Consider the following 21244-nt stretch of genomic DNA (forward strand, 5'->3'; position numbering starts at 1 on the left):
CCCGTCAGAATCCTCGAACCTCAAGAATCCAAAGCGAGGCCACAGTGACGATCGATCCCTGGGTCGACGGGCGCATTGACGCCCTGAACGAATACCTGATCGCCGCGGGCGTGCTCTCCCCCAGCTCTCCCGAAAGCCGCTTCTGGCGCGGCACGCTCAACAGGGTCCCCCGCCACCTGTTCGTCCCGCGCCGCGCGTGGATGCAGCCGCAGGACGACCGGGAAGAAGGGCTGATCGACCGGGACACCGATCCTGCATTCTGGTACCACACCGTCTACAGCAACACCGCGCTCATCACACAGAGGGGCGATGGGACCGCCGACGTGGCCGACAGGAGCGGACCCCCCACCTCCTCCACGTCGTCTCCTCACGTCGTGTTCGAGTTCCTGCGCCTGCTCAACCCTCAAGACGAGCACCGGGTCCTCGAGATCGGCACCGGCACCGGGTGGACCGCTGCTCTGCTCGCTGAGCGGGTGGGTGACAGCCAGGTCACCACGGTGGAGGTCGACAAGAGCATCGCGGAGGTGGCCGCTGAGAACCTCAAGGCGGCTGACTACGGGCCGACACTCCTCGTCGGTGACGGCGCCCTGGGCGCCCCGGACCATGCGCCGTACGACAGGGTGCACGTCACCTGCGGTGTGCGGGACATCCCGTACGCGTGGGTCGAGCAGGCCCGGCCCGGCGCGGTGATCGTCATGCCGTGGATGCCAGCACACGGCGGCTGGGGTCAGCGCCTGCGCCTGGACGTCCTCGACGACGGCACCGCGGAGGGGAGTTTCCACGGCACCTGCAAGTACATGATGATGCGCGCTCAGCGGCCGGAAGCGTGGCCGCCCTACCCGGACGACGGCGTCAACGGGACTACCTGGGTCGACCCTCGCGAGCCGTGGAACGCGCTCGATGAAGGTTTCGGCCTCCACCTGGCCATCGTCGCCCCGAACCTCACCATCACCACCGCAGGCTGGGAGGGTCAGGAAGACGCGAGCTCAGCGTGGGTAATGCGGCTGCGGGACATCGCGCACCGCGATGCCTGGGCCAACATCACCGCCCGCCCCGGCCAGGACGCGCAGGTCTCCCAGAGCGGCGGCCGCCAGCTGTGGCACACGATGGAGGCGACCTACATGGAGTGGCTGAGGGCAGGCCGGCCTGGACCCGGCGCGTACCGGATGACCGTCACACCGAGGCGCCAGGACGTGTGGCTGCGCTGAGGCGTCCTCAACGCAGAAAGGCGGCCCCCGCCCTCCCGAAGGAGAGCGGGGGCCGCCGACTGTCCAGCTCTCTACCCCGAGTGCACGCCCGGGTGATACGCCGGCCCCGGAGTGGCCGCCGGCGACACATTCGACCGCAGCAGCAGACCCAGCACCGCGGAGACGAGCGCGACTGCCGCGCCCGACTGCTGCTCCGTCAACGGCAGCCCGAACGACGCCAGACCGGCCAGCATGGTGCTGAGCGCGCCGGTGAGGGCCGACACCACCCACGGCCGGGTGAGCAGCGCGCTGACGAGCGCGACCGCGCCGGAGGCGATCGTCATCACGTAGCCGGAGGTCTCGGCGGTGAGGCCGACGGCGGGGATGGTGACGAGGAACGCCACGACGGCGTTGATCACGTAGAGCCAGACCGCGGGCTCGTGCCCGAAGATCCGTACCTGCATGTGCCCCTCCTTTTGGGAGCGACCGCCCTCGGCCGAGGACGGAGACAAAGAACCCGCCGCGGTGTGCGGCGGGTGAGGGGTGGCCCGTGCCGTCCTGGTCAGGTACAGCCGGGCCAAGTGGTCGAGCATCAGCCGAGGCGAGCGAGTACCTGGTCGAGCTTGTCGCTCAGCGCGTCGAGCTTGCTCTTGATTCGGTCCTGCTCGGTCTCGATCTCCTGTAGGTACGCGGCCGGGCTGATGTCCTTCTCGCCCTCCTGGCCCTTGTTCACGCGCACCTTGGCCTTGTGCCACACGTCGTTGACGTCCACGTCGTCCTCCTCGGGGTAGTCCGGGTTCCAGAACCCGGCGATCACGTTGCTGGCCCTCACGCGCCTCTTGCAGGCGTCCGCCGTGTTGCCCTCGATCGTCTGCACCCGGCCGTCACCGAGGTTCTTCTCGACGATGCCGACGTGGTCAATCGCGTCGATGTCGTCCCGGCCGGCCCAGTCGAAGAACACGATGGCGCCGGGCCGGGCGTGCTCGCGCAGGTTGGCGGCGGTGCCCTTGTACCAGCGGCCCAGCCGCTCCCCGTCCTGCGCGTGCCACACCGTGTACGCCCTGTCCCCGCGCGGGAGGACGACGTCGGCGTTGCCGGACTGGCGGGCCCAGTGCGTCACCGACATGTCGCACCAGGGCGCGCGCAGAAACTCCGCGCCGTTGCGGGAGGCGTAGTCCTTCGTGATGGCGTTCGGCCGGCCCGCCATGCCGAGGTCTCGCCGGGCCTCGGCCAGCATCCGCGCCGCCGCCGTCACTGGCCAGCCTCCACACCGCGGTACACGCCGTCGGCGTCGGCCGGCCCGTACAGCTCCGCGAGCAGCTGCTCCTCGTCGTCCTCCGTCGGCCCCCAGGCGTGCCGGTCCACGCGGCCCACGGTCAGCTCAGCCTCGTTCTGTCTCACCCCGTTGCTCCTTCCGTCGTCGGCGGCTGCGCCGCCACGTCTGCACGATCACCACGAGCCGCCACCCGAGCACCACCGGGACGCCGGCGAACGCCACCAGGCGCGCGGCCAAGAACCAATCGCCCTCGGGGACGGCCAACCTGACGGCCCACAACGTCAGCGAGAGGGCGAGCACCGCCTCGAACGTCCACGCGTGCCTGCCCGCAGGAGTCCGCCACCAGCGGGCCAGCATCTGGTGCGCCACCACCACGGCCAGCGCCAGCAAGGCGGAGATGGTGATGAGCACGCTGCCCACGGCCTGGGCCAGGTCAGCCACGTCCACCCCCGAACGCCTCATCGAACAACGCAGCGAACCCGTTCTCCTCACGGAGATGCCTCAGCCGCTCGGCCAGTGAGACCCACCGGCGAGCCCGCTCCCGGGCCTGGCTCATGTCCTGCTCGGCGCGCCGCCGGGACTCCGCGACGGCCTCGCGGGCGTCGTCGATGTCCGGCCGGCGCTCGCCCTCGTGCGGCGTCATGTGCCTGCCTCGATCTGCTTCTCGCGGATCTCTTTGAGCAGGACGGCGGCCACCTGCGCGCCCTCCGTGCTGGCCAGCAAGGCGGCGCGGGTCTCCTCGGCGTGCGCTCGCCGGGTGAGCTCGTGGGCTTGGCACTCGGAGACGTACAGGGCGCGCCACTGTTCGGCGTCCTCGTTGGCCTCGGCCACGCGGGCGTCGCGGTCTGCTCTGACGTCATCGAGCGTCGAGCGCGGCACCAGCTTGCTCGGGACGAGGTGGCCGTTGAAGACCATCCACAGCACGCCGAGGAGGACGCCGAACGCTCCGAGGTTGACGATGGGGAGCTGGGCCCACTCCAACGGCGCACCTGCCTCTCTCAACGGGGGTGTGCCGCCCGCCGGAGCACTAGCGGGCGGCACGATCAGGGGTGTCCGGAAATGGACACACGATCTTTGCCAACCGGGCGCATGCTTGGAACGTCCCACAGCGTCCGCTCACATCTCTGGAGCCGCTCCATGGGTTACCCGCCCCAGCCGTCGCAGGACCCGTACGGGCAGCAGCATCAGTCCGGGCCGCAGTACCAGCAGCCGTACCAGCCGCAGCCCTACAGCCAGCCCGGCCACGGAGGCGGGTACGAGCGGCCGCCCGAGACCAAGACCAACGGTCTCGCTGTCGCAGCCCTCGTCACTGGGCTGACCGGTTTCCTGACCTGCGGATTCACGAGCATCCTTGCCGTGATCTTCGGCCATGTCGCGTTATCCCAGATCCGCAGAGACGGCACCGACGGGCGCGGCATGGCCGTGGGCGGAGTCGTCCTCGGCTGGGTTCTCACCGGCTCGTGGCTGCTGTTCTGGGCTCTCAGCTGGACGGGCGTGATCTCCTCGTTCCTCTACGCCGCCGCCAGCCCCACGGCGGTGGCCGGCCCTGCCAGGAGCCGGCTCGATGTGGACCAGCAGCCGGGCGGGACGAATGCCCCTGCCCAGGGCGATCAGGCGGTCGTGTTCGAGGTGACCGGCGACGGCGGAGCTACGAGCATCGGCACGCTCACCTACATGAGCGGGCTCGAGCTGAAGCAGGAGAGCGGCGTGCCGCTGCCGTACACCAAGGAGCTCACCAGTTCGGATCCGTTCCCGCTCTCACTGATCGCGCAGAACGCTGGCCAGGGCGGCACCATTACGTGCCGAATCAAGGTGGCCGGCAAGGTCGTTCGCGAGTCCACCGGAACGGGCGCGTACGGGGTGTGCAACGTGCGAGCTGACACGCCGTAACGTCAACTGCTGGTCCATTCGAGGTCGAAGTGCGTGTTGGGAGCGGTGATGTCCAACGCGGCGCCTGATGCCTGGTTGCCGTGCACTTCGAGGTAGTCGCCTACAGACAGAAAGATCAGCCCCACGGCGGTGGAAGATCCATTGTTCCCGTCAGCGTCTCCGAAGCCCGAGGTGAGGAAGTAGGCCTGGGCCGCGCTTCTGACGAAGTTGGTTTGGCGGATCTTCGCGGTGAAGTTCGCGTTCCACACCAGGTGCGCCACCACGCGGTACCATCCCGCCGTTTGCGAGGTGTACCTGCTGTTATTGGTGGCGTTGTCGTGGCCGCCGTCGCGGTCGATGATCTCGGAGTTCCACGTCACGACCGTGAATGTGGAATTGGGCACCGATTGGTTCGTCGTTTTCGCCAGGGACGCCAGCGGCTTGCCCGAGAGCAGGAAGTTCAGGCCGTTACGAAGATCAGCGTTAAGCTTCGCGGCGGTCAGCAGCTCCCCCACGGTCCAGGTTCGTGGAACGGGGACGGTCGCCATTCAGACCTCCTCGCCGCGCATGCCTCGGCACGTCTTGCACAGTTCGCCGCCGCCGAGGCGCGGCAGGCAGGGCGTGCACGGCCAGAACTGCAGCATCGACGGCAGGCTTTCCAAGTTGACCGTGAGCCGGTCCATGCTGGTCGGCCACACCAGCACGGCGGTGAGGCCGAGGCCTCCGCCGGCGCATTCCGTGCACCACATCCAGGGCGCGCCGGCGGGCAGATTGAACGCGGCACCGCAGCCCCATGGACAGTCAGCGATCCACCGTCCATCATCGACACGCGCGTACGCCGTCCGTGCGGGATCGTCTCCGGTCGGGCGCGGCACCGGGCCCTGCTGAGTGGCGGCGCGGCGCGAGTCGGCGAACTCCCAATACGCCGGCCAGCTCGTCAACGGTTGCGGTGCCGGTATGCAGTCCTGCAAGAAGCGCAGGCGAGCGCGAACGGCCATGTCACGTCACCAACCCAGATAGTTGTTGTCCAAGGTGCCGTAGACGGCGTGGTCGAGAATGAAGACGGGCGTGTCCCTCAAGGGGGAGGTGTCCAGGCGGAAGGTCCACGTCGAATCGGTGATCACTTCCTCGACGCCCTCACACCACAGCTCCGCGCTGGTGGCCGCTGCCTCCGCTGGCAGGCCCGTGATGGAGATGCGGTGGCCGATCTCGCTCGCCAGCATCTGCGGCCACACGGTGCCGAGCGAGTGGGCGTCGACCGTGAGCTGCCCGGCCCGCGGCTGTGGGTTTCCGTAGGTGCTCACGGTGTAGGCGGCTCGGTCGAGCGCCTCGGTGTCCAGGTACAGCAGGGTGTCGATGGGGGTGGCGTAGGAGCCGTGCGTGTTGATGCTGGCCTGGTCCAGGACGCGGGTGACGGTCTTGCCCGAGCGACTCACCGTCACGTCGTTGATCATGAGCTGGTCGTCCATGGTGAACTGCAGGTCCGGCCCCAGCTGATCGGCGGTGAAGGTCATCGTCGGCGGGGTGCCAAGCTGCCTGCGGTTGCGGCTGTGGAGGGTGGCGACGTCATCTCCGGACATGAAGAACAGCCCGGCCTCGGCGAACGCCACCGCCTTGAAGGCAGCCAACGGCGACTGCTCGGCGGCCGGGTGCCGGTCCATGAGCGAGGCGCCGGTGTCGAATGCCGTCGCGGGCACGCCCGCCCAGGAGGCGATCCGCGCGGCCCGGGCGCCGGACAGATCGCCCGCGAACCCGTCTCTGGCGCTGAACAGCGCCTGTGCCTGCGCCTGTGTCAGCACGCTGTTCCAGCCGGCCACGTGGCTGACGAAGCCGCCCATGAGCTCGGCTGGGTCCAGTGCGGTGATGGGTAGTCCACCGACGCGAACCCGCGGCATCGAGGACCAGGCCGCGCCGGACAGCGCCGGGGAGGTGTTGATGACCATCGTGCCGTCGATGTAGACGCGCAGCCGCATCGTGCCCGCCACGTACTCGGCGGTGGCCACCATCAGGTGCAGGCGGTTGTCGTCCACGTTGACCGAGGTGGTCGAGCCGGCCGCCGCTCCCGCTGGGGTGCGCACGCCGATGGACAGGCTGTTCGTCGAGGGCGCGTAGTTCACCCTCATGTGGATGCTGTCGCTGCCGTTGTCCACGTAGATGATGCGGTTCTGGCCGGTCACCGGCGCGGACCTGAAGTTGATCCACGCTGCCAGGGACACCCCGGCCGAGCCGCCGAGCGGCGTGGACAGCGACGTGATGAGAAAGTTGCCGTTGTTCACGGAGGTGGGTGTCAGGAGCACGCCCGTCGAGGTGTCCGGCCCGCCGGCCTCTCCGAACTCCAGCGCCCCTCCGCTGCCGGCGACACCGATCGTCATGTCGGGCTGCGAAGTGGTGGCCTGGTTGCCGGCAGTCAGCGATCCCTGCGGCTCCGTCAGCGGGTAGTAGAAGACGGGCGTGGTGGCGAGGGTTTCCTCTGCGACGGCCTGACGGATCTTGTCTCGGGAAAGCAGTTTCTGCCGGTCGGTCGCGGCGAGTCTGACCGTGCCGAGCACCCCGTTGGTCCACTGATGCGGCCACCGGTCGACGAACCCCGTGAACCGCCGATATTCAACGCCCGGCGCCGCCCACGTCGTGGCGGACGAAGCCTGCTCGAACTGGAGCGCGCCCGTGTAGATGATGACCGCTGACGCTGTGGTCGTCGTGTTCGCGATCGCCACCCGCGCCCACACCGCGTTCGCCGGTGCCGTCGCTACACAGGTCACCGCCTGGAACGCCGTCGTCAGCGCGACCGCTGATCCGGCCGTCTGTGTCAGGAACACGCCGGCGGCGTCGTACCAGCGGATCCTGGCGCTGACGCTCACCGCGACGGACGCGTCCCGCCGCACCCGCGCTGAGAACGCGTACGTGGCCCCCACTGCTACGGGGAGGGCTTGGTCGGTCGCTGTGGCGATGTCGGGCCCAGGCCGGACGTTCTGCCCTGTGCTCGCCAGCGTGCCGGGATTCCACCGGATGCTGGTCGTCTGCCCGGCCGGGAAGACCCCGGCGTCCACCGCGACGCTGCCCTGTGACGTGGAAAACAGGCTGGCGTCGGAGGCTTTGCCCTGCTTCTCCAGCAGCATGTTCACACTGACCGGCCAGCGTGCACGGATCCGAGTCGGCCGGTTGATGGTGACGTGCGGATAGTACGGGCTCGACGTCCGACCCGCCGTGAAGCGGCCGTCACTGTTGTCGAACACCGCCGAGAATGTGCCGGGCTGGACCTCGTCGAGCTCGTGCGAGCGGCGACGGGAGATCCGGACGCCCTGGTCCCATTCGACGTAGTTGGAGACGTCCCGCCACAGCGGGTACCCGGACGCGTCCTTGGTGAACGCGATCTCGCACCACACGCCGGGCATGGTCACGAAGTCACCCCCAGGTTGCCGAGGTTGAAGCCCCTGCCCTTGGCCTGATTCAGGGCGGCGATCAGGAACCTGATGATCTCGTCCTCGCCCACCAGCGGCTGACCGTTGAAGTAGAAGTTGAACGTCGTGGCCTGCGGCGCGAGCGGGATCATCGCCGGTCCGCCAGCAGCGAGCGACGGCGTGAGCGACACCGACGCGGCCCCCATCAAGCCGGCCGCCGCCTTGGACACCCGCCCAGCGCCGCGGGCGAGGCCTTCGGCGAGCCCCTCGGCCATCGACTGGCCGCTGAAGAGCGTCCAGCCCCGACCGGAGAACGGACCCTCGCGCGCCGGGCTGAACGGGAACAAATTCCTAATCTGGCCGAGGATGTCGCTGGCGGCGTTGTACGCGCCCTGCAGCATGCTGTACAGGCCGTCGATCAGGCCCTGGATGATGCTCCGGCCGCTGTCGTACAGCCACGAGCCCACGTCCCCCAGCGCGCCGACCAGCCGATCCTTCAGACCGGCCGCCCAGTCGAGCATCTCCTGGAACTTATCGATCGCGGCGTCCTTGGCCTTGCCGACCCACTCCAGGAAAAGCCCTGGCAGCTTGCCGATCCAGTCGCCAATGCCGTTGATCAGATCAGGGATGATGCTGTGCCCGACGAGCTTGTCGTAGAGCTCGGTGAACTTCGTGATCACGCCGGTGACCACGCGGGCCACCACCGCGAGAAACTCCGCCAGCGGCGGCAGCAGCTGCTGCGCGATCACAGAGGCGAGCTCCAGGAACAGCGGGATATGCGGAGCCATCTCCTTGAGCAGGTCGGCGAAGATGGGGATCAGCGGATACAGCGCCTGCTGCAGCTGGATCGTCGACATGATCAGGCTCGGCAGGTGCGGCAGCAGGCCTGTCACGCTGTCGATAAACCGCGGCAACAGCGACGCGACGAGGTCCGTCAGCGGCGGCAGCAGGTTGGCGATCGCGGGCAGCGCCGTGAGGAAGGCGCCGATCAGCAGCGGCAGGTGCGGCAGGAGCTGCTGCAGCGCGGACAGCAGCGCCTCGCCGAGGATGACCGCCGTCTGGGAGAGCGGCGGCAGGATCTGCAGGACCACGCCGACCAGCTGGGCGAGCACGTCGACGAAGCCCTGCCCGATCACGCTGACGAGCTCGCCGATGATCGGGAGCAGCGGCATCAGCGCGGGCACCAGCCCGCCGATGAGCTGCGTCACCAGCTGCGCGAGCTGCGGCAGCAGCGGCGCCAGCGCCGGCACGAGGTTACCGATGATCGACGCGGCGAACTGGAACAGCAGCGGCAGCGCGGGCGCCAGCGCGACCAGCATCTGGCCGAACGACTCCACCAGCAGCGCCACCGACGGCAGGATCGACAGCAGCGCCTGCCCAAGCGACAAGATGACCGGCCCGGCCAGCTGGGCGAGCTGCGGCAGCAGCCCGGCCACCGCGGGCAGCAGCCCGTTCAGGATGGTCGCGGCCGTCTGGTAGATCACCGGGACCAGCGGCATGAGCGACTGGAGTGCTTGCGAGAACCCGCCGACCAGCAGCTGCAGCGACGGGATGACCGACCGGAGGGCGATGCCGAGCTGCGTCCCGGCCGCGCCGATCAGCTGGCCGAGCACCGGCAGCAGCGGCGCCACCGCGGTGAGGATGCCGCCGAACGCGCGGCCGAGCGACACCAGCGCCGGCGCGATCGCGGCAAGCCCGGTCGACAGCGAGCGGACGAAGTCCTGGACCCCCGGCAGCAATGCCTCGATGCCGCTGACGAGCCCGCTGAACAGGGGTCGCAGCGCGCCGAAGACGTCGGAGATCGCGGCGCCGAGCGGTACGAGGGCGGGCCCAAGCGCCGCCAGCCCGGCCGCGACCACGCGCAGGAACACCTGAAGGCCGGGCAGCGCCGCGGCGACCGCCTGCCCGATCGACGCGAACAGCGGGCTCAGATCGCGCAGCGCGGCGCCGAGCGTCCGGCCGAGCGGCTCCAGCGCGGGCACGAGCGCCTCGACCCCGGCCCGGAGGCCGCCGATCACCGCGGTGATCCCGGGCACGAGCGCGGCCAGCGCGGGGGCGACCGCCTTGATGGCCGTGGTGAGCAGCGGACCGACCGCGGTAGCGAGGGCGGCCACGCCGGGCGCCAGCTCCCTGACCGCGCCCGCGACCGCCGTGAGGACGGGGAAGAACGCGGACGCCGCTTGCGACAACGCTGTGAAGACGGCGACCAGCGTGTCCTGGCCCTGCGCACTGTCCAGGAAGGCGTGCAGCTTGTCGAGCACGCTGCCGAGCACGCCGAGCGTGTCGCCGGCTGCCGACTGCATGGCCCGGAACACCGCGGCGACGATTCCGCCCAGGTCGGCGAGGATGGCGCCGAGCTGCTGGAAGACGTCCTTGGCGTTCTCCACCCACTGCAGGGCGGTGCCGGATGCGGCCACCGTAGTTAGCCAGACGCTGAACCGTTCGGCGAGGGTGTTGACGGCGTCGCCGAGCCCGTCGAACGCGGGCAGCGTTGAGTTGGCGAAGTACGCCATCGACGCCAGGAGGTCCCGCAGGGTGCCCTGCTGAATGTCGCCCAGGATCTGGTGCAGCGACTCGAACGAGTTGCGCGCCAGGCTGATCGCGGACGCGGACTGTCCGACGCTGAGGATCTCGGCGGCGATCCGGCCGAAGTCGCCGGCGACCTCGCCGATGCCCTGCCGCAGCGTCTGCAGCAGCGGGAACAGCTGGTGCAGCTGGCCGACGAGCGGCTGGAAGAACGAGTCCTGAGCGGCGGTTTTGAGGCCGGTGAACGCGCCGGACATCTGGAACAGCTCGTAGGCGACATCGCCGGCGCTGCCGGACAGGTCCTCGATGCCGGCGATGAACGTCTCGTAGTCGCCGCTGAGCGCCGCCTTGAAGGCCTCGCCCACGCCGGACAGGGCCAGCTTGAGCGTGCCGAAGGCGGCGCCGCCGAGCGCGGCGGCGGCCGGCAGCGCGGCCAGCGCGCCGGCGGCCGGGGCGAGCGCGACGACGAGCCCGCTCACGCTGGAGGTGGCCGAGGCCGCGGCGCCGGCGAACGCCCCGAGCTTGGTCGCGGTGCCGACGACGGACACGCCGAGGCTGGCCAGGCTGCTGCCCGCAGCCGTGAGGGGCCCGGCCAGGGAGGAGAGGCGACCGCCCAGGCCCGAGACGTTGCCGACGAGGCCGCCGAGCCGGTCGCCGAGCCCATCCAGGTGCCCGCCGAAGGCGGACGCGGCCTTGGCGGCCCCGTCGAGGTCGCCGCGTAGACCGCCGCTGGACTTCCCGACGTCGGTGAGCCGCCGCTGCAGGCGTTCGGCCGAATCTCCGACCTGGTCGAAAGTCTGGCTGGCGTGGTCTCTGGCGAAAATGTCGAACGCCATGTTGGCCAAGGGGAGGAACCTCCCCTCAGCTCACACGGATGCCTGATCCGCCTGCTTATTCAGTTGGTCGACCACCTGGCAGCACTCCTCGAACTGCCACCACGTGAGCCGGTCGAGCTCCCACGGTTTGATGCCGAAGTGGTACGCGATCCCGGTCGTGTAGCGCCGCCGCTTCAGGGCGAGGGGCTCGCCTCGGCGGCGTCGCCGGAAGGGACCGGCTCCTCACCGCCGCCCTCGGCCGGCTCCGGCTCGCCGTCGTCGATGACGATGTCTTTCCGCAGGCTGATCGGGTACCGGCCGGTGATGAGGTCCTCGTAGGTGAGGTCCTCGTGCAGCCGGAACTTGAGGATCAGGTACACCAGCGCGGCGATGGCCTTCATCCGCTGCGCCTGCAGCTCCTGGGCCATCTCCTTCATGGTCCAGCCGGTCTCGTCCTCGAGGGCGATCGCCTCGTGCAGGGCCAGGTCGTCCAGGTCGATCTCGACCGGGGGCCCGCCCTTGATGGAGATGGTCTTCTTCACCTATGTGCTCCGTTCGATCTTGCTCGCGATGTCGTCCATCGCCTTGAGAATTTGCGTCCGCACGGCGAGCGCGTGCTTGCGGATGGTGACCTCGAACCACGGCTGACCACGCTGATGCACCCATGGCTTCTCGCCGAACGTCGGGTGCCGCCACCCCTTCGCCGAGTTCAGGTGGCGCGGCAGGGTCCGCTGGTCCTCGGGCAGCTTGGAACCGTCGACCTCGATCCGCACCAGCGGCGTCCGGCTACCGGTCTTGACCACCAGCCGCAGCGACCGGGCGATCGAGTCGCGCAGCCCGGCCGCCCGCTTCGCTCTCGCCCGCCGCCGGTCCTCCTCACCCTTGGACCGGTCAAAGTGGTGCTCCTCGCGCTTCCTCGTGCCGCCGCCGTGCGACCCCGTCACGGGGATGTTCTTGACCGCCTTCCGGGTGTCGGCCAGCGCCGGTTTCGCCCCGGCGCGGACCGCCTTGAGCAGCTCCTTGCGAAGCTTCTTGCCCTCCGGGCCGGCGTCCTTGAGCCGCTTGGCGAGTTGGCCGAGCTGGTCGGCGCCGGTGATCCGGATGTCCATCTACAGCGTCGTGTCGGCGGACACGATCTTGACCTGCAGCGGCGCATTCGTCTCGTCGTCGTAACCCTCGAAGGCCGAGGTCATCTGCACGATGTCCGGGCCCTCGACGCTGGGCGCCGCTTCCTTCAGCTTGCACGCCGGCAGGATGAAGCTGACCAGGTTGGTGTTGCCGCCGCCGCTGGGGATCGCCGAGCCGGTGAGCGCGAAGTCGAACGCGAACGTCGTGTTCGACTTCAACAGGTCGTAGAGCTCGGTCCTGTTGAACTCGGCGCTCAGGCTGCCGGTGATCTTCGGGAAGTCGTTCTCCAGCTGCTCCTTTTTCACGCCGGACTGGCCGATGCCGTACCGCTCGGTGGCCATCGGCGTCTCGCCCTTGATGCTGAGCTCCTTGATGACGGTGGACACCGCGGTGCCGCCGGCCACGCTCATCTCGCCGGAGGCGGTGCTCGCGGTGCCGCCGAGCTTCAGGGTGCCCTGTTGGAACGAGTACACCTCGCTGCCGGTGACGTAGCTCGCGGTGGCCAGGGCGGTGGCGGTCGCCTCGTCCCAGCCGTCCACCTCCAGCGACAGCGTGAGGATCCCGTCAGCAGCGAGCTTGATCTCCCACGACTTGATCTTGCAGCCGCGGAACGTGTGCGGCCGGACGGTGCCGGACGGCTCCGGCCGGCCCGCCTGGATCGTCAGGCTCTTGCCGACGAACCCGCCAGGCACGTGAATCTGGCTATACGCCGACGTCGCGGCGATCTGCTGCGGCGTCGCCGCGGACCCGAGCATGTGCGCGACGATGAGGCCGATGCCGCGCGTCGGCCACTCCAGCTCGATCGAGCCCTCGACGGTCTGCCTGCTCTGGACCAGCCGGCTCGCGCGCTTGAACTTCTTCCCCGCGCGAAGGCCGGTCGGCTCGACGAACGTCGGCTTCCACGCCAACGACTCCTTGTTGAACTCCAGGAAGCGCGTCACCGTGACCGCGGTACCGACCACGCTCTCGGCCGCGAAACCGATCTGCGCGTCAAGACCCGAACCCGTAGGCATCACTCACCACCCGCCTTCACACTGCTCTTCGGCTCCGACACGAGCTCCCACGTGGCGCGGGGCCACGCCCGCGCGTCGTCCCCGGCGCCGACGATGTACGCCTCGTCGGTCTGCTCCGTCACCTCGCCGTCGACCGCGATGACCTTTCCCGCCTCCACGACGCGGCCATCGGTGCGGCCGACGTGCACATCCGTGCCGCTGATGTTCTTGAACCTGGCCACCGGCCACCTCTCCACTAGATCCGCGTCTTGACCTGGATTTGAAACGGGATGCGGCACTCCATGCCGGACTGCCTCTGCGACTGGTACAGCTGGCCGGACGCCCAGGCCGCCACGGTCGGCGGCGGCAGACCGAGTGACGGATCCGCGCGCAGCGCGTTCTCCACCTCGGCCAGCAGCTCGTAGGTGCGCAGTCGCACCGGTCGCACCTTCGTGTCGCCGCGCCACACCACCACAGCGCACGTGATGAGGATCGTCTCGTCGCGGGCCCGCTGGCCGATCGACGCCCACTCCTGCGTGACGTCGGCCGCCTGGCCCTCGCCGTCGGGGTCGCCGTCGTACCCCACGTAGATCGCTTCCTTCAGCGGGGCGTTGGTGACGATCGGACCGTCCACGATCTTCACGGCGGCCAGCCCAGTCGCAGCCTCGAAGAAGTCGACCAGGCCGTCGATGACCGCCGGCACCCGCGACGTCGTCGTCATGCGATCCCCGGAGGCTGCTCGCCCAGGAGCTCGATCACCCTGCGGGGGATGGTGAACCCGAACCGCGGGTCGTACACCTCATCTGAGCCGCCGACCCGGACGCCGCCCATCGTGCCGCGCTGCGTCTCCCACAGGTGCTGGACCTGGATTTTCGCCGCCTGCGTCACGTTGGCCGGGATCTCTGTACGGCCGGCCACGTACGTCACCCGCACCGGTCCGCACATCCTGCCGCCGTCCAGCCGGGTCACGATCCCGGTCGGCCCGTCCAGGTCGAGATCCGTGACCGCCTGGTCGACGCCGCCGGTCTGGATCGCCACCACGCTGACCAGCTCGAGCACGGGCGCGTGGTTGAGCGCCAGCCCGTACCCGCCCATGTGTTTCTCCACGTGCGTGGCCCGGACCAGCGCGCCCGCGTACCGCTCGCACACGGCCGTCGTCGACCGGATGTGGTCGGCGATCTCCTCGTCGTCGTCGTGGTCGTCCTCGTCGATGTTCAGCTGCTTCTTCGCGGCGCGCATCGAGATGACCCCGGCCCCGGCCCACTGCGCGGAGACGTCGAACGTCTCCTCGTCCGCGCCGACCGGGCCCGTGGTGACCCAGCGGGCGATGTGCCGCCCGGCCTGCGTCGGGGTGAAGTCGTAGTGGTAGGCGCCGCCGCCACCGTCCGAGACGGGGACAAACGGGCCGTCGACGCTGCCGTCGGGAAGCATGATCGACAGGGTGATCGTCGTCGGCGTGACGGGCGCCCCGGCCAAGTCCTTGACCGTGGTGGCCAGGTGTACGGCGGCGCCGAACGCGTACGTGCTCATCGACCCTCCAACCTGATCAGCGGAACCGACGAGCTCGACATGACCCCCAGCGGGGACGCCGTGGCGTCGAGCTCAACGGACGGACGAGACGAGGCGGACAGGCGAGCCGGCCCACCGGACGCCACCGCGACGACCAGGCTGGCCGTGGCCTGAAGGTGGGCGGCGGCGTACACGGTCACCACGCCACGAGCGGTCAGATCGGACCGGCCGGAGGCCTGCACCGCAGCGAGCTGGCGGACGAGCCCGGCCGCGACCAGACTGGCCACGGCCGACAGGGAAGCGGCCCCCGAGGTTGCGCCGGTCCTGACCGTCAACGTCGCCTGCGCGGACAGCGCGGCGGCGCCCAGCCGCACGGCAACACCCCGAGCCGCCAGCGAGCCGGTAGCCGACATCGGAGCCGCGGCCAACGCCCGCACCCTGGCCGCCGCGTTCAGGCCCGTCTGCGCCGACAGCACCACCGCGCCGGTCACAGCCCCGCCAGCCGATGCCGTGAGCGATCCGTTGCCGCTCATCGCGGCGGCCGCGATGACACGAACCCGGGCCGCACCGGTCAGGGCTGATACGCCGCTCAGGTGCGCACTGGCCCGGACGCGCACCCTGCCCGTGACCACGGCGCCGCTCGTGCCGGACAACGCCGCCGCGGCCCGGACTACGACCCTGGCGGCCGCCGCGAGCGCCGACGTGGCCGACATGGACGTCGAGGCCCGCACCCGGGCACGGGCGGCAGCCGCCAGCGTTCCGTGAGCCGTGAACGCCGCGGCGCCGCGTACGACCCGGCGGGCCTGCACGGTCATGGCGGCGGACGCGGACAGCGCTGCCGCCCCGGTCACGACGGCCGCGCCGCTCGTGGCGGAGATGGCCACGGTGACCGCAGCATAGGCGCGGCCTGCGTTGATGGTCGCCGTGCGGGTGCCTGTGGGCCCCGACGACGTCAGTGCTTGGCGGGCCGACCCTAGCGTGGAGAACGCCGCGTCCTCGACCTCCGTGAGGTCGGTCATCCCGGCGGCTGCGGTGAAGTCGACGCGGGTGTGTGGTGTGCCGGTCTGCCAGGCGCACAGCAGCAGGTCGTCCGCGCCGCTCGGTGAGGCCCCTGGCGCCACCGGCGATGTGGTCGCGGTGGGCGAGCCGGACCCGGCGGCATCGTCCACCGCGAGGCTGTCACCGACGATCACATAGGTGATCTGGTAGGTCTCTTCGTTGTTGATCGGGGCCACGGTGACCGTCTGGGCGCCGCCGACCGTCACCGGCCGGCTGAACGCCTTCAGGTGGGCGTTGTCGGCGCCCGCATCGCCGCTGGCCTGCTCCGTCCACGTGCCGGCGGTGCCGGTCGGCGGGCCTGGCCAGTTCGCGATGTTGTAGTAGTTGCTGCCGTGGAAGGTGACCAGCAGGTCGTTGGCTTGAGTGCCTGCCCCGGTGACCACGGTGGCGGGACCGCCGCTGACGGCGGCCGACACGACTTCACGGACCGTGGGAGTAGCCATCCAGCCTCCCCGTCACCCTCGCGCGGTCAGTAGACCCCGACTCCGATGAGCCGCCGGGCGAAGACGCGGTAGTCGTGCGGCAACGTGGCCGCCGGTGCGCCGCCCGCCCAGATCGCCACGAGGTCGGCGAGGTCCGCGTACGCCGACTTCAGCACGTTCGCGTCGTCGGCAGAGAAACCGTAGACCGTCTCCAGATCGTTGACCGAGATGGTGTCCAGCCAGGCCTTGAACTCCTCGACGTTCTGCAGCGCCGAGAAGACGGACGCCGCGATGGCCCCGGCCTGCGTGTTGATCCGATCCTGGTTGATCGGGATACCTGCAGTCACATCTATCCCAACGTGAGGTCGAGATCACCGGCGGGGATCTCGAACGTGTCGCCCAGGTTGACCGTCTTGCTCGCGACCAACGCGCCGTGCCAGATCCGGACCGGCGAACCGGCACTGTCCCAGATCTCCACACCGACAACCGTGCAGGCCGGCATGTTGGCGAACGAGAGCGTCGAGGTGTTCGACGTGGCGCCGCCAGCCACAGAGGCCGCGGCCACGGTGACGTTCTGCGAGGCGTAGGTGGAGCCGCCGGCGTTGGCCACCTCGGTGCCGGCCGCCGTGTCGCTGCCGTTGGCCGTCATCAGCCGGCACTTCAGCGGCGCCGTGGGACGGGTTGGCGTCCCAACAACGTTGATCCAGTCGAGCAGCAGGTTCTCAGCGGTATCAGTCAGGTTGTCGGCCACGGCCCACCTCCAGGCGTATGTGAATGGAGGGGCCGCCCCGCGCTAGCAGCCCCTCCACGTTGATCAGCCGGACTTCCGCGCCCGGCCGGCCCGGGACCGCGGAGACGCGGTCTCCGGCTCCGGCGCAGCCGCCGTCTCGGGCGTCTCGGGCGTTTCCGGCTCCTCGCCGCGCACGAGCTCGGCCATGCCCGACTCGACCCAGGACGCCGCGGTCGAGCCGGGCAGCTCGACCACGTCGCCCCGCACGTAGTTCACGTCCACGCCGGACACGCCGGTCAGGATCCGCACCTTCGGCATGGCGTCAGTTCCTCACCACAGGCGCCACCGCAGGCGAACCGAGCAGCACGGCTGCGCCGAACAAGCCGCCGGTCGTCGCACCCGCCGTGGTGACAGCCACCCGCAGATAGCGCTTCAGCCCGAGGTAGCCGATCGCGTAATCCTTGTTGTCGTCGGCCGCCACGATGGCCGGCTCCGTGCCCTGCAGGAACGCATCGGCGACGGCCGTGAAGTTCGTGCCGTCGTCGGAGTCCTGCACCTCGATCGTGTGCGTGCCGTCCGTAATAGTGCCCGCCGTAACCAGCACGAGCGCGGCCTGGAAGTCGCAGCCATCCTCCTTGCGGTCCACCACGCTGCCGTTGACCGTGCCGTTGGTGCGCGTCGCCGGCAGCAGCGACTGCTTGAGCAGGACGTTGCTGTACAGGTCCTTCACGATGCTTCTCCTCTCCTAGCTCGCGGCGCCGTGCTGGAACACCCTGAACGCCGCAGCGTCGTCGATGCGGCCGTCGAGGCGGGCGAAACCGTGGAACCCCACCTGCAGATAGTCCGCGTACCGCTCCCGCATGATCATGACCTGGACGTCGCGCACCTGACGGACGATGTAGCCCCGCTTGAAGTCGCCGAACGCGATGCTCTTCGCGCTGACAGCCGGGTCGGGCATGTCGTCGTCGACCGTGTAACCGAACCCGTTGATCGTGGCCGGGAAGCCGGGAGCCGGGATCGGCTGCCAGATCGGGCGCCCGTCGGCGTCCTTCAGCTTGCGCAGCAGCTTCAGCATGCTGTCCGCGAACACATACCGGGCGTTGCCCCGATAGGCCGAGTTGACCGAGTGCTCCAGATCCACGGTGTCGTCGTAGGTGATGACCGCCGTGGCCGACACGGCGCCGGTCTTCCCGACGGTGCCGCCCACGGTGACGCCCTCGGGCTCGTCGATGCCGGTGCCGACACACAGGTCCTCGGCCACCGCGCGACCGATCCGGGTGCCGAGCACGCCCGGCAGCCAGCTCTCCAGGTCGAACACGCTGTCCTGCAGCAGGGCCAGGTGAACCAGCACCAGGTCGGAGGTGTAGGTGTGCGCCGACAGCTTGCGCTGCCCGAACGTCACAGGCCTCTCGACGATCTGCGTGTTCTGGGCCAGGATCCGGCCCTTGTTGGCGGTGTCGTCGTTCGTCGGCCACGGAAGGTCCTGCCCGGTGCCAGTCGTGATCACGTTGGCGACATTCATCAGCCCGCCGAACGCGACCATCGTCTCGGTCATCGTGGCGCGGAACCCCTCGGGCACCAGGTAGCCGCCTGCGGCGTCGACGACCGTGCCCTGGGCGCGGACCTCGCCGAACCCCTCGGCCAGCAGCTCGCGCTGCTCCGGGGTGAGCCTTTCCAGGCCGCGCCGGATGAAGCCGTAGAACGCCTCGGCGTAGCGCTGCTCGCGCTCGCCAGCGTCGCCCCGCTGGGCGTCGTCGTCCTGGCGGCCGGTCGCGGTGACGATCTGCGAGCGGTCGATCTGCTGGCGGGAGTCGTCCCGCTGCAGCCGCTCGATGTCGGCGCTCACCTGGGTCAGCCTGGTCTCGGCGGCGTCCCAGTTGGCCCGCTCCTCAGCGGTCATGTCACGGTCGTCCAGACCCTGCCGGATTTCCTGCATCCGGGTCCAGATCGTGTTCTGCTCATCAATGAGCCGGTTGAGCGCAGCGCTCACGGATACCCTCCTCGGGCATGCCGACGGCCCCGACAGCGCGGGGTCGTTGATCGGATTGGGTCAGGCGGTGGGCAACTTCAGCCCGGGGAAGCGGGCCGCCAGCCCCCGCAAGGCCAGGTCGATCTTCTCGACGTGCCTCCGAGTGGTCTCTCCCGGCTCGGTGGATTCGTCAGCGCGAGTGGACTCACCCGGCTCGCGCGGTGCGATGACCTGCAAAATGTCCCGAAGTTCGGGACGGTGTACGGCGCGGCGCTCGACCGCGCCAACGTCGGCCCTCAGTGCGAGGGCAGACGCCACGCTCTTCAACTCGGCCTCCGTGTCGACGAAGGCCGGGAAGGTGACCGCGGAAACCTCGATGAGCCGCACCTCCTGAATGGTGCGCAGCTCGGCCTCGTACACGCGGATCTTCCCGTCGTCGCCTTCCTCCTCGACCTCGATCAGGCTCCACTGGTCCTTGACCACGTAGAAGCCGATCGACATGCCGGTGATGTTGCCGTTGCGCAGGTTGGCCTTCAGATCCCGCACGTACGACAGGTCGTTGTCGAGCGCCGAGTCGACCTCCAGGCCGCGTGCCGACTGGGCCAGCGTCAGCGTGCCAGCCGACGCCCTGGAGACGACGTAGTAGGAGTCGTGGTCGATCAGCATCCGCTGATCGCCCTCGGACAGGGTCTTGGTGTAGCAGCCCGGCGTAAATTCCTCGAAGAACCCCCACGTCTTCGGGTTCCCGATCGCCGCCCTGGAGTTGAACGGCGAGGCCAGGCCAACGAACCGCTCGGCGCCCGTGTCGTCAGCGCGCAGCTCGGCGCCGGTCGCTGCAAGGGCAAGCCGCCGGCGCTCCTCGGTGGTCACGGTCAGCGTCATCTCTACTCGCCGCCCTCATCATCGTCATCGTCGTCAAGGTCGTTGTCGGCCGGCTCATCAGGGCTCGTGGGGTCGCTGCCGAGCGGCGCCATGTTCATCGGCTGCAGGTAGGTGTCGCCGCCGTCGACCGGCGGGAGGTCCTCGAGGTCGCGGATGTCGTTCGCGGAGAACGCGCCGACCTCGCGCATCACCCGGTAGAACTCGGCTCGGGCCCGCGAGTCGCCGCGCAGCAGGCCCTCGATCTTGTATCGGGCCTCAGTCGCAGCGCCGAGGAGCTCCTTCGTGATTCGCTGCTCTGTCGGCGCCAGCCATGTCGGATGGAGATCGAATTTGACCCAGCCGATGGCCTGCTGCTCGAGCCCGGTGCCCCACGAGGTGCTCTTGGACGTGAGCCCCATCAGGAAGCTCGGCACGCCGAACCAGCGCGCGATCTCCTCGACCTCGAACGTCCTGCTCTCCAGGAACTGCGAGTCCTTCGCAGGCAGCGACACCGGCTGAAACGACGCCCCGCTGTCGAGCACTGCGACCTCGTGCGCCTTGTCCAGGCCCGACATCTTGGCCTTCCACCGCTGCTTGAGTGCGTCGGCCTGGTCGTTCTCGAGCCGCTGCTCCGTCTGCAGGATGCCGGACATGAGGTTGCCGGAGCCGAACAGACGGGCCCCGTACTCTTCCGCGGCGAGGCCCAGCCCGATTGCCGCCTGCGCCGCCCGAACCGGCGACACGCCGCACACGCCGTCGTAGCCCATCCCCGGCAGGTGCAAGATTTCGCGGCGCGTCAGCCGATGTACCTGCCCCCAGTCGTCGGTGACCCAGAAGACTTTCCCGGACGGGTTCGCCGGCGTGGGCCGCTCCTTCTCCACCCGCACCCGGTCCGGTGTGATTGGCCACAGCTCCCGAATCCGGCCGCCCTGGTCACGCACCTTCTGCGAGTAGCTGTTCCCCCACAAGCAGCGGTGCACGAACGTGAGCCGCCACAACTCCAACCGTGTCAGCTCAGGATGCGGATCCTTCAGCAGCGGCGAGGATGCCCGCTCGTGGCCGCCGTCCTTGTACGGATGCAGCGGCAGCGCCGAGGACACGCCGGAGATCAGCGCAGTACTGCGCCATACCGCGCTAAACGTGAGCGAGCTCTTCTCCGACACCTGCACGCCAGCGGCAGTCCGTGTCCCGCCCATCCAGTCGAGCAGCGTCGCCGAAGTCAACGGCACCGCGGGATTCTCCGGGGACCGCATCTCCGACAGGCCGCGCAGGATCGTCACGGCTGCGAGCCCTTCGACGCCAGCCACGCCCGCACCAACCGCTCAACCCGCCCGGGCGCGACCGAGCCCTGCGCGCGCGCCTTCCGCGCGCTGCGCACGTTCGCCACCACCAGGAACCCGACACCGGCCACCAGAAGCGCGGCCGGCGGCCACACGAACCACGCGAACGAGATCACCAGGCAGAATCCGAGCGCCTCGATCAGGTTGTCGGCCACGCACGCTC

General features: G+C 69.5%; 27 protein-coding genes. 2 read left to right on the forward strand and 25 right to left on the reverse strand.

Annotated features, from left to right (window positions below; translation table 11 throughout):
• The first annotated feature begins 44 nt into the window (after window positions 1-44).
• Window positions 45-1208: a methyltransferase domain-containing protein gene (locus AB0J69_RS31825; RefSeq protein WP_364124622.1), complete on the forward strand. Its 1164-nt coding sequence runs from the start codon at window positions 45-47 to the stop codon at window positions 1206-1208.
• Between the two features lie 71 nt (window positions 1209-1279).
• Here the strand turns inward: AB0J69_RS31825 and AB0J69_RS31830 are convergent, their stop codons facing one another.
• The 6 genes from AB0J69_RS31830 to AB0J69_RS31855 form a co-directional block, all read right to left on the reverse strand.
• On the reverse strand, window positions 1280-1651 hold the full coding sequence (locus AB0J69_RS31830) for a hypothetical protein (RefSeq protein ID WP_364124625.1): 372 nt from the start codon (window positions 1649-1651) through the stop codon (window positions 1280-1282).
• Window positions 1652-1779: 128 nt separating this feature from the next.
• Complete coding sequence (locus tag AB0J69_RS31835; RefSeq protein ID WP_364124628.1) at window positions 1780-2442, reverse strand: CHAP domain-containing protein; 663 nt, start codon at window positions 2440-2442, stop codon at window positions 1780-1782.
• Entirely contained in the window at window positions 2439-2588 is a 150-nt protein-coding gene (locus tag AB0J69_RS31840; RefSeq protein ID WP_364124630.1) for a hypothetical protein, read from the reverse strand. Before AB0J69_RS31840 ends, AB0J69_RS31835 begins: the two co-directional genes overlap by 4 nt.
• A complete protein-coding gene (locus AB0J69_RS31845; RefSeq protein WP_364124633.1) occupies window positions 2569-2910 on the reverse strand; it encodes a hypothetical protein in 342 nt (113 codons plus the stop codon). The genes AB0J69_RS31840 and AB0J69_RS31845 overlap by 20 nt, the downstream gene beginning before the upstream one ends.
• Window positions 2897-3106, reverse strand: a complete 210-nt coding sequence (locus AB0J69_RS31850) for a hypothetical protein (RefSeq protein WP_364124636.1) — start codon at window positions 3104-3106, stop codon at window positions 2897-2899. The genes AB0J69_RS31845 and AB0J69_RS31850 overlap by 14 nt, the downstream gene beginning before the upstream one ends.
• A complete protein-coding gene (locus AB0J69_RS31855) occupies window positions 3103-3444 on the reverse strand; it encodes a hypothetical protein (protein ID WP_364124639.1) in 342 nt (113 codons plus the stop codon). The genes AB0J69_RS31850 and AB0J69_RS31855 overlap by 4 nt, the downstream gene beginning before the upstream one ends.
• A 156-nt stretch (window positions 3445-3600) precedes the next feature.
• Here AB0J69_RS31855 and AB0J69_RS31860 point away from each other — a divergent pair, with 156 nt between their 5' ends.
• Entirely contained in the window at window positions 3601-4353 is a 753-nt protein-coding gene (locus tag AB0J69_RS31860; RefSeq protein WP_364124641.1) for an MmpS family transport accessory protein, read from the forward strand.
• A 2-nt stretch (window positions 4354-4355) separates the two neighbouring features.
• On the opposite strand, the gene AB0J69_RS31865 is transcribed toward AB0J69_RS31860, so the two are convergent.
• The 19 genes from AB0J69_RS31865 to AB0J69_RS31955 form a co-directional block, all read right to left on the reverse strand.
• On the reverse strand, window positions 4356-4880 hold the full coding sequence (locus tag AB0J69_RS31865) for a hypothetical protein (RefSeq protein WP_364124644.1): 525 nt from the start codon (window positions 4878-4880) through the stop codon (window positions 4356-4358).
• Complete coding sequence (locus AB0J69_RS31870) at window positions 4881-5330, reverse strand: hypothetical protein (RefSeq protein ID WP_364124647.1); 450 nt, start codon at window positions 5328-5330, stop codon at window positions 4881-4883. It abuts the gene before it with no gap.
• A 6-nt stretch (window positions 5331-5336) separates the two neighbouring features.
• The gene (locus AB0J69_RS31875) at window positions 5337-7730 is read right to left on the reverse strand and encodes a hypothetical protein (protein ID WP_364124650.1); all 2394 of its coding nucleotides are present in this window, start codon (window positions 7728-7730) and stop codon (window positions 5337-5339) included.
• Window positions 7727-11092 (reverse strand): hypothetical protein, encoded by a 3366-nt coding sequence (locus AB0J69_RS31880; protein WP_364124653.1) that lies wholly within the window; start codon window positions 11090-11092, stop codon window positions 7727-7729. The genes AB0J69_RS31875 and AB0J69_RS31880 overlap by 4 nt, the downstream gene beginning before the upstream one ends.
• A gap of 173 nt (window positions 11093-11265) precedes the next feature.
• Window positions 11266-11613, reverse strand: a complete 348-nt coding sequence (locus tag AB0J69_RS31885; protein WP_364124656.1) for a hypothetical protein — start codon at window positions 11611-11613, stop codon at window positions 11266-11268.
• Window positions 11614-12180, reverse strand: coding sequence for a hypothetical protein (locus AB0J69_RS31890; RefSeq protein WP_364124659.1), 567 nt, complete (start codon window positions 12178-12180; stop codon window positions 11614-11616). It lies immediately after the preceding gene.
• A complete protein-coding gene (locus AB0J69_RS31895; RefSeq protein WP_364124662.1) occupies window positions 12181-13212 on the reverse strand; it encodes a phage tail tube protein in 1032 nt (343 codons plus the stop codon).
• Window positions 13212-13433, reverse strand: a complete 222-nt coding sequence (locus tag AB0J69_RS31900; RefSeq protein WP_364124665.1) for a hypothetical protein — start codon at window positions 13431-13433, stop codon at window positions 13212-13214. The genes AB0J69_RS31895 and AB0J69_RS31900 overlap by 1 nt, the downstream gene beginning before the upstream one ends.
• A gap of 14 nt (window positions 13434-13447) precedes the next feature.
• Entirely contained in the window at window positions 13448-13912 is a 465-nt protein-coding gene (locus AB0J69_RS31905; protein WP_364124668.1) for a hypothetical protein, read from the reverse strand.
• Window positions 13909-14721: a hypothetical protein gene (locus tag AB0J69_RS31910; RefSeq protein WP_364124670.1), complete on the reverse strand. Its 813-nt coding sequence runs from the start codon at window positions 14719-14721 to the stop codon at window positions 13909-13911. The genes AB0J69_RS31905 and AB0J69_RS31910 overlap by 4 nt, the downstream gene beginning before the upstream one ends.
• Window positions 14718-16202 (reverse strand): hypothetical protein, encoded by a 1485-nt coding sequence (locus tag AB0J69_RS31915; protein WP_364124673.1) that lies wholly within the window; start codon window positions 16200-16202, stop codon window positions 14718-14720. The genes AB0J69_RS31910 and AB0J69_RS31915 overlap by 4 nt, the downstream gene beginning before the upstream one ends.
• Window positions 16203-16228: 26 nt before the next feature.
• Window positions 16229-16528, reverse strand: coding sequence for a hypothetical protein (locus tag AB0J69_RS31920; RefSeq protein ID WP_364124675.1), 300 nt, complete (start codon window positions 16526-16528; stop codon window positions 16229-16231).
• Between the two features lie 2 nt (window positions 16529-16530).
• Window positions 16531-16932, reverse strand: a complete 402-nt coding sequence (locus tag AB0J69_RS31925; protein WP_364124677.1) for a hypothetical protein — start codon at window positions 16930-16932, stop codon at window positions 16531-16533.
• 63 nt (window positions 16933-16995) lie between these two features.
• The gene (locus AB0J69_RS31930; RefSeq protein WP_364124679.1) at window positions 16996-17229 is read right to left on the reverse strand and encodes a hypothetical protein; all 234 of its coding nucleotides are present in this window, start codon (window positions 17227-17229) and stop codon (window positions 16996-16998) included.
• 4 nt (window positions 17230-17233) lie between these two features.
• The gene (locus tag AB0J69_RS31935; protein WP_364124682.1) at window positions 17234-17641 is read right to left on the reverse strand and encodes a hypothetical protein; all 408 of its coding nucleotides are present in this window, start codon (window positions 17639-17641) and stop codon (window positions 17234-17236) included.
• 15 nt (window positions 17642-17656) lie between these two features.
• Window positions 17657-18901: a phage major capsid protein gene (locus AB0J69_RS31940; RefSeq protein WP_364124686.1), complete on the reverse strand. Its 1245-nt coding sequence runs from the start codon at window positions 18899-18901 to the stop codon at window positions 17657-17659.
• A gap of 60 nt (window positions 18902-18961) precedes the next feature.
• Entirely contained in the window at window positions 18962-19762 is an 801-nt protein-coding gene (locus AB0J69_RS31945) for an HK97 family phage prohead protease (RefSeq protein ID WP_364124688.1), read from the reverse strand.
• A gap of 2 nt (window positions 19763-19764) precedes the next feature.
• Window positions 19765-21021: a phage portal protein gene (locus tag AB0J69_RS31950; RefSeq protein ID WP_364124691.1), complete on the reverse strand. Its 1257-nt coding sequence runs from the start codon at window positions 21019-21021 to the stop codon at window positions 19765-19767.
• Window positions 21018-21236 (reverse strand): hypothetical protein, encoded by a 219-nt coding sequence (locus AB0J69_RS31955; protein ID WP_364124694.1) that lies wholly within the window; start codon window positions 21234-21236, stop codon window positions 21018-21020. The genes AB0J69_RS31950 and AB0J69_RS31955 overlap by 4 nt, the downstream gene beginning before the upstream one ends.
• Window positions 21237-21244 lie beyond the last annotated feature (8 nt).

Origin of the sequence: Nonomuraea sp. NPDC049709, assembly GCF_040674815.1 — a bacterium.
Lineage (GTDB): Bacteria > Actinomycetota > Actinomycetes > Streptosporangiales > Streptosporangiaceae > Nonomuraea.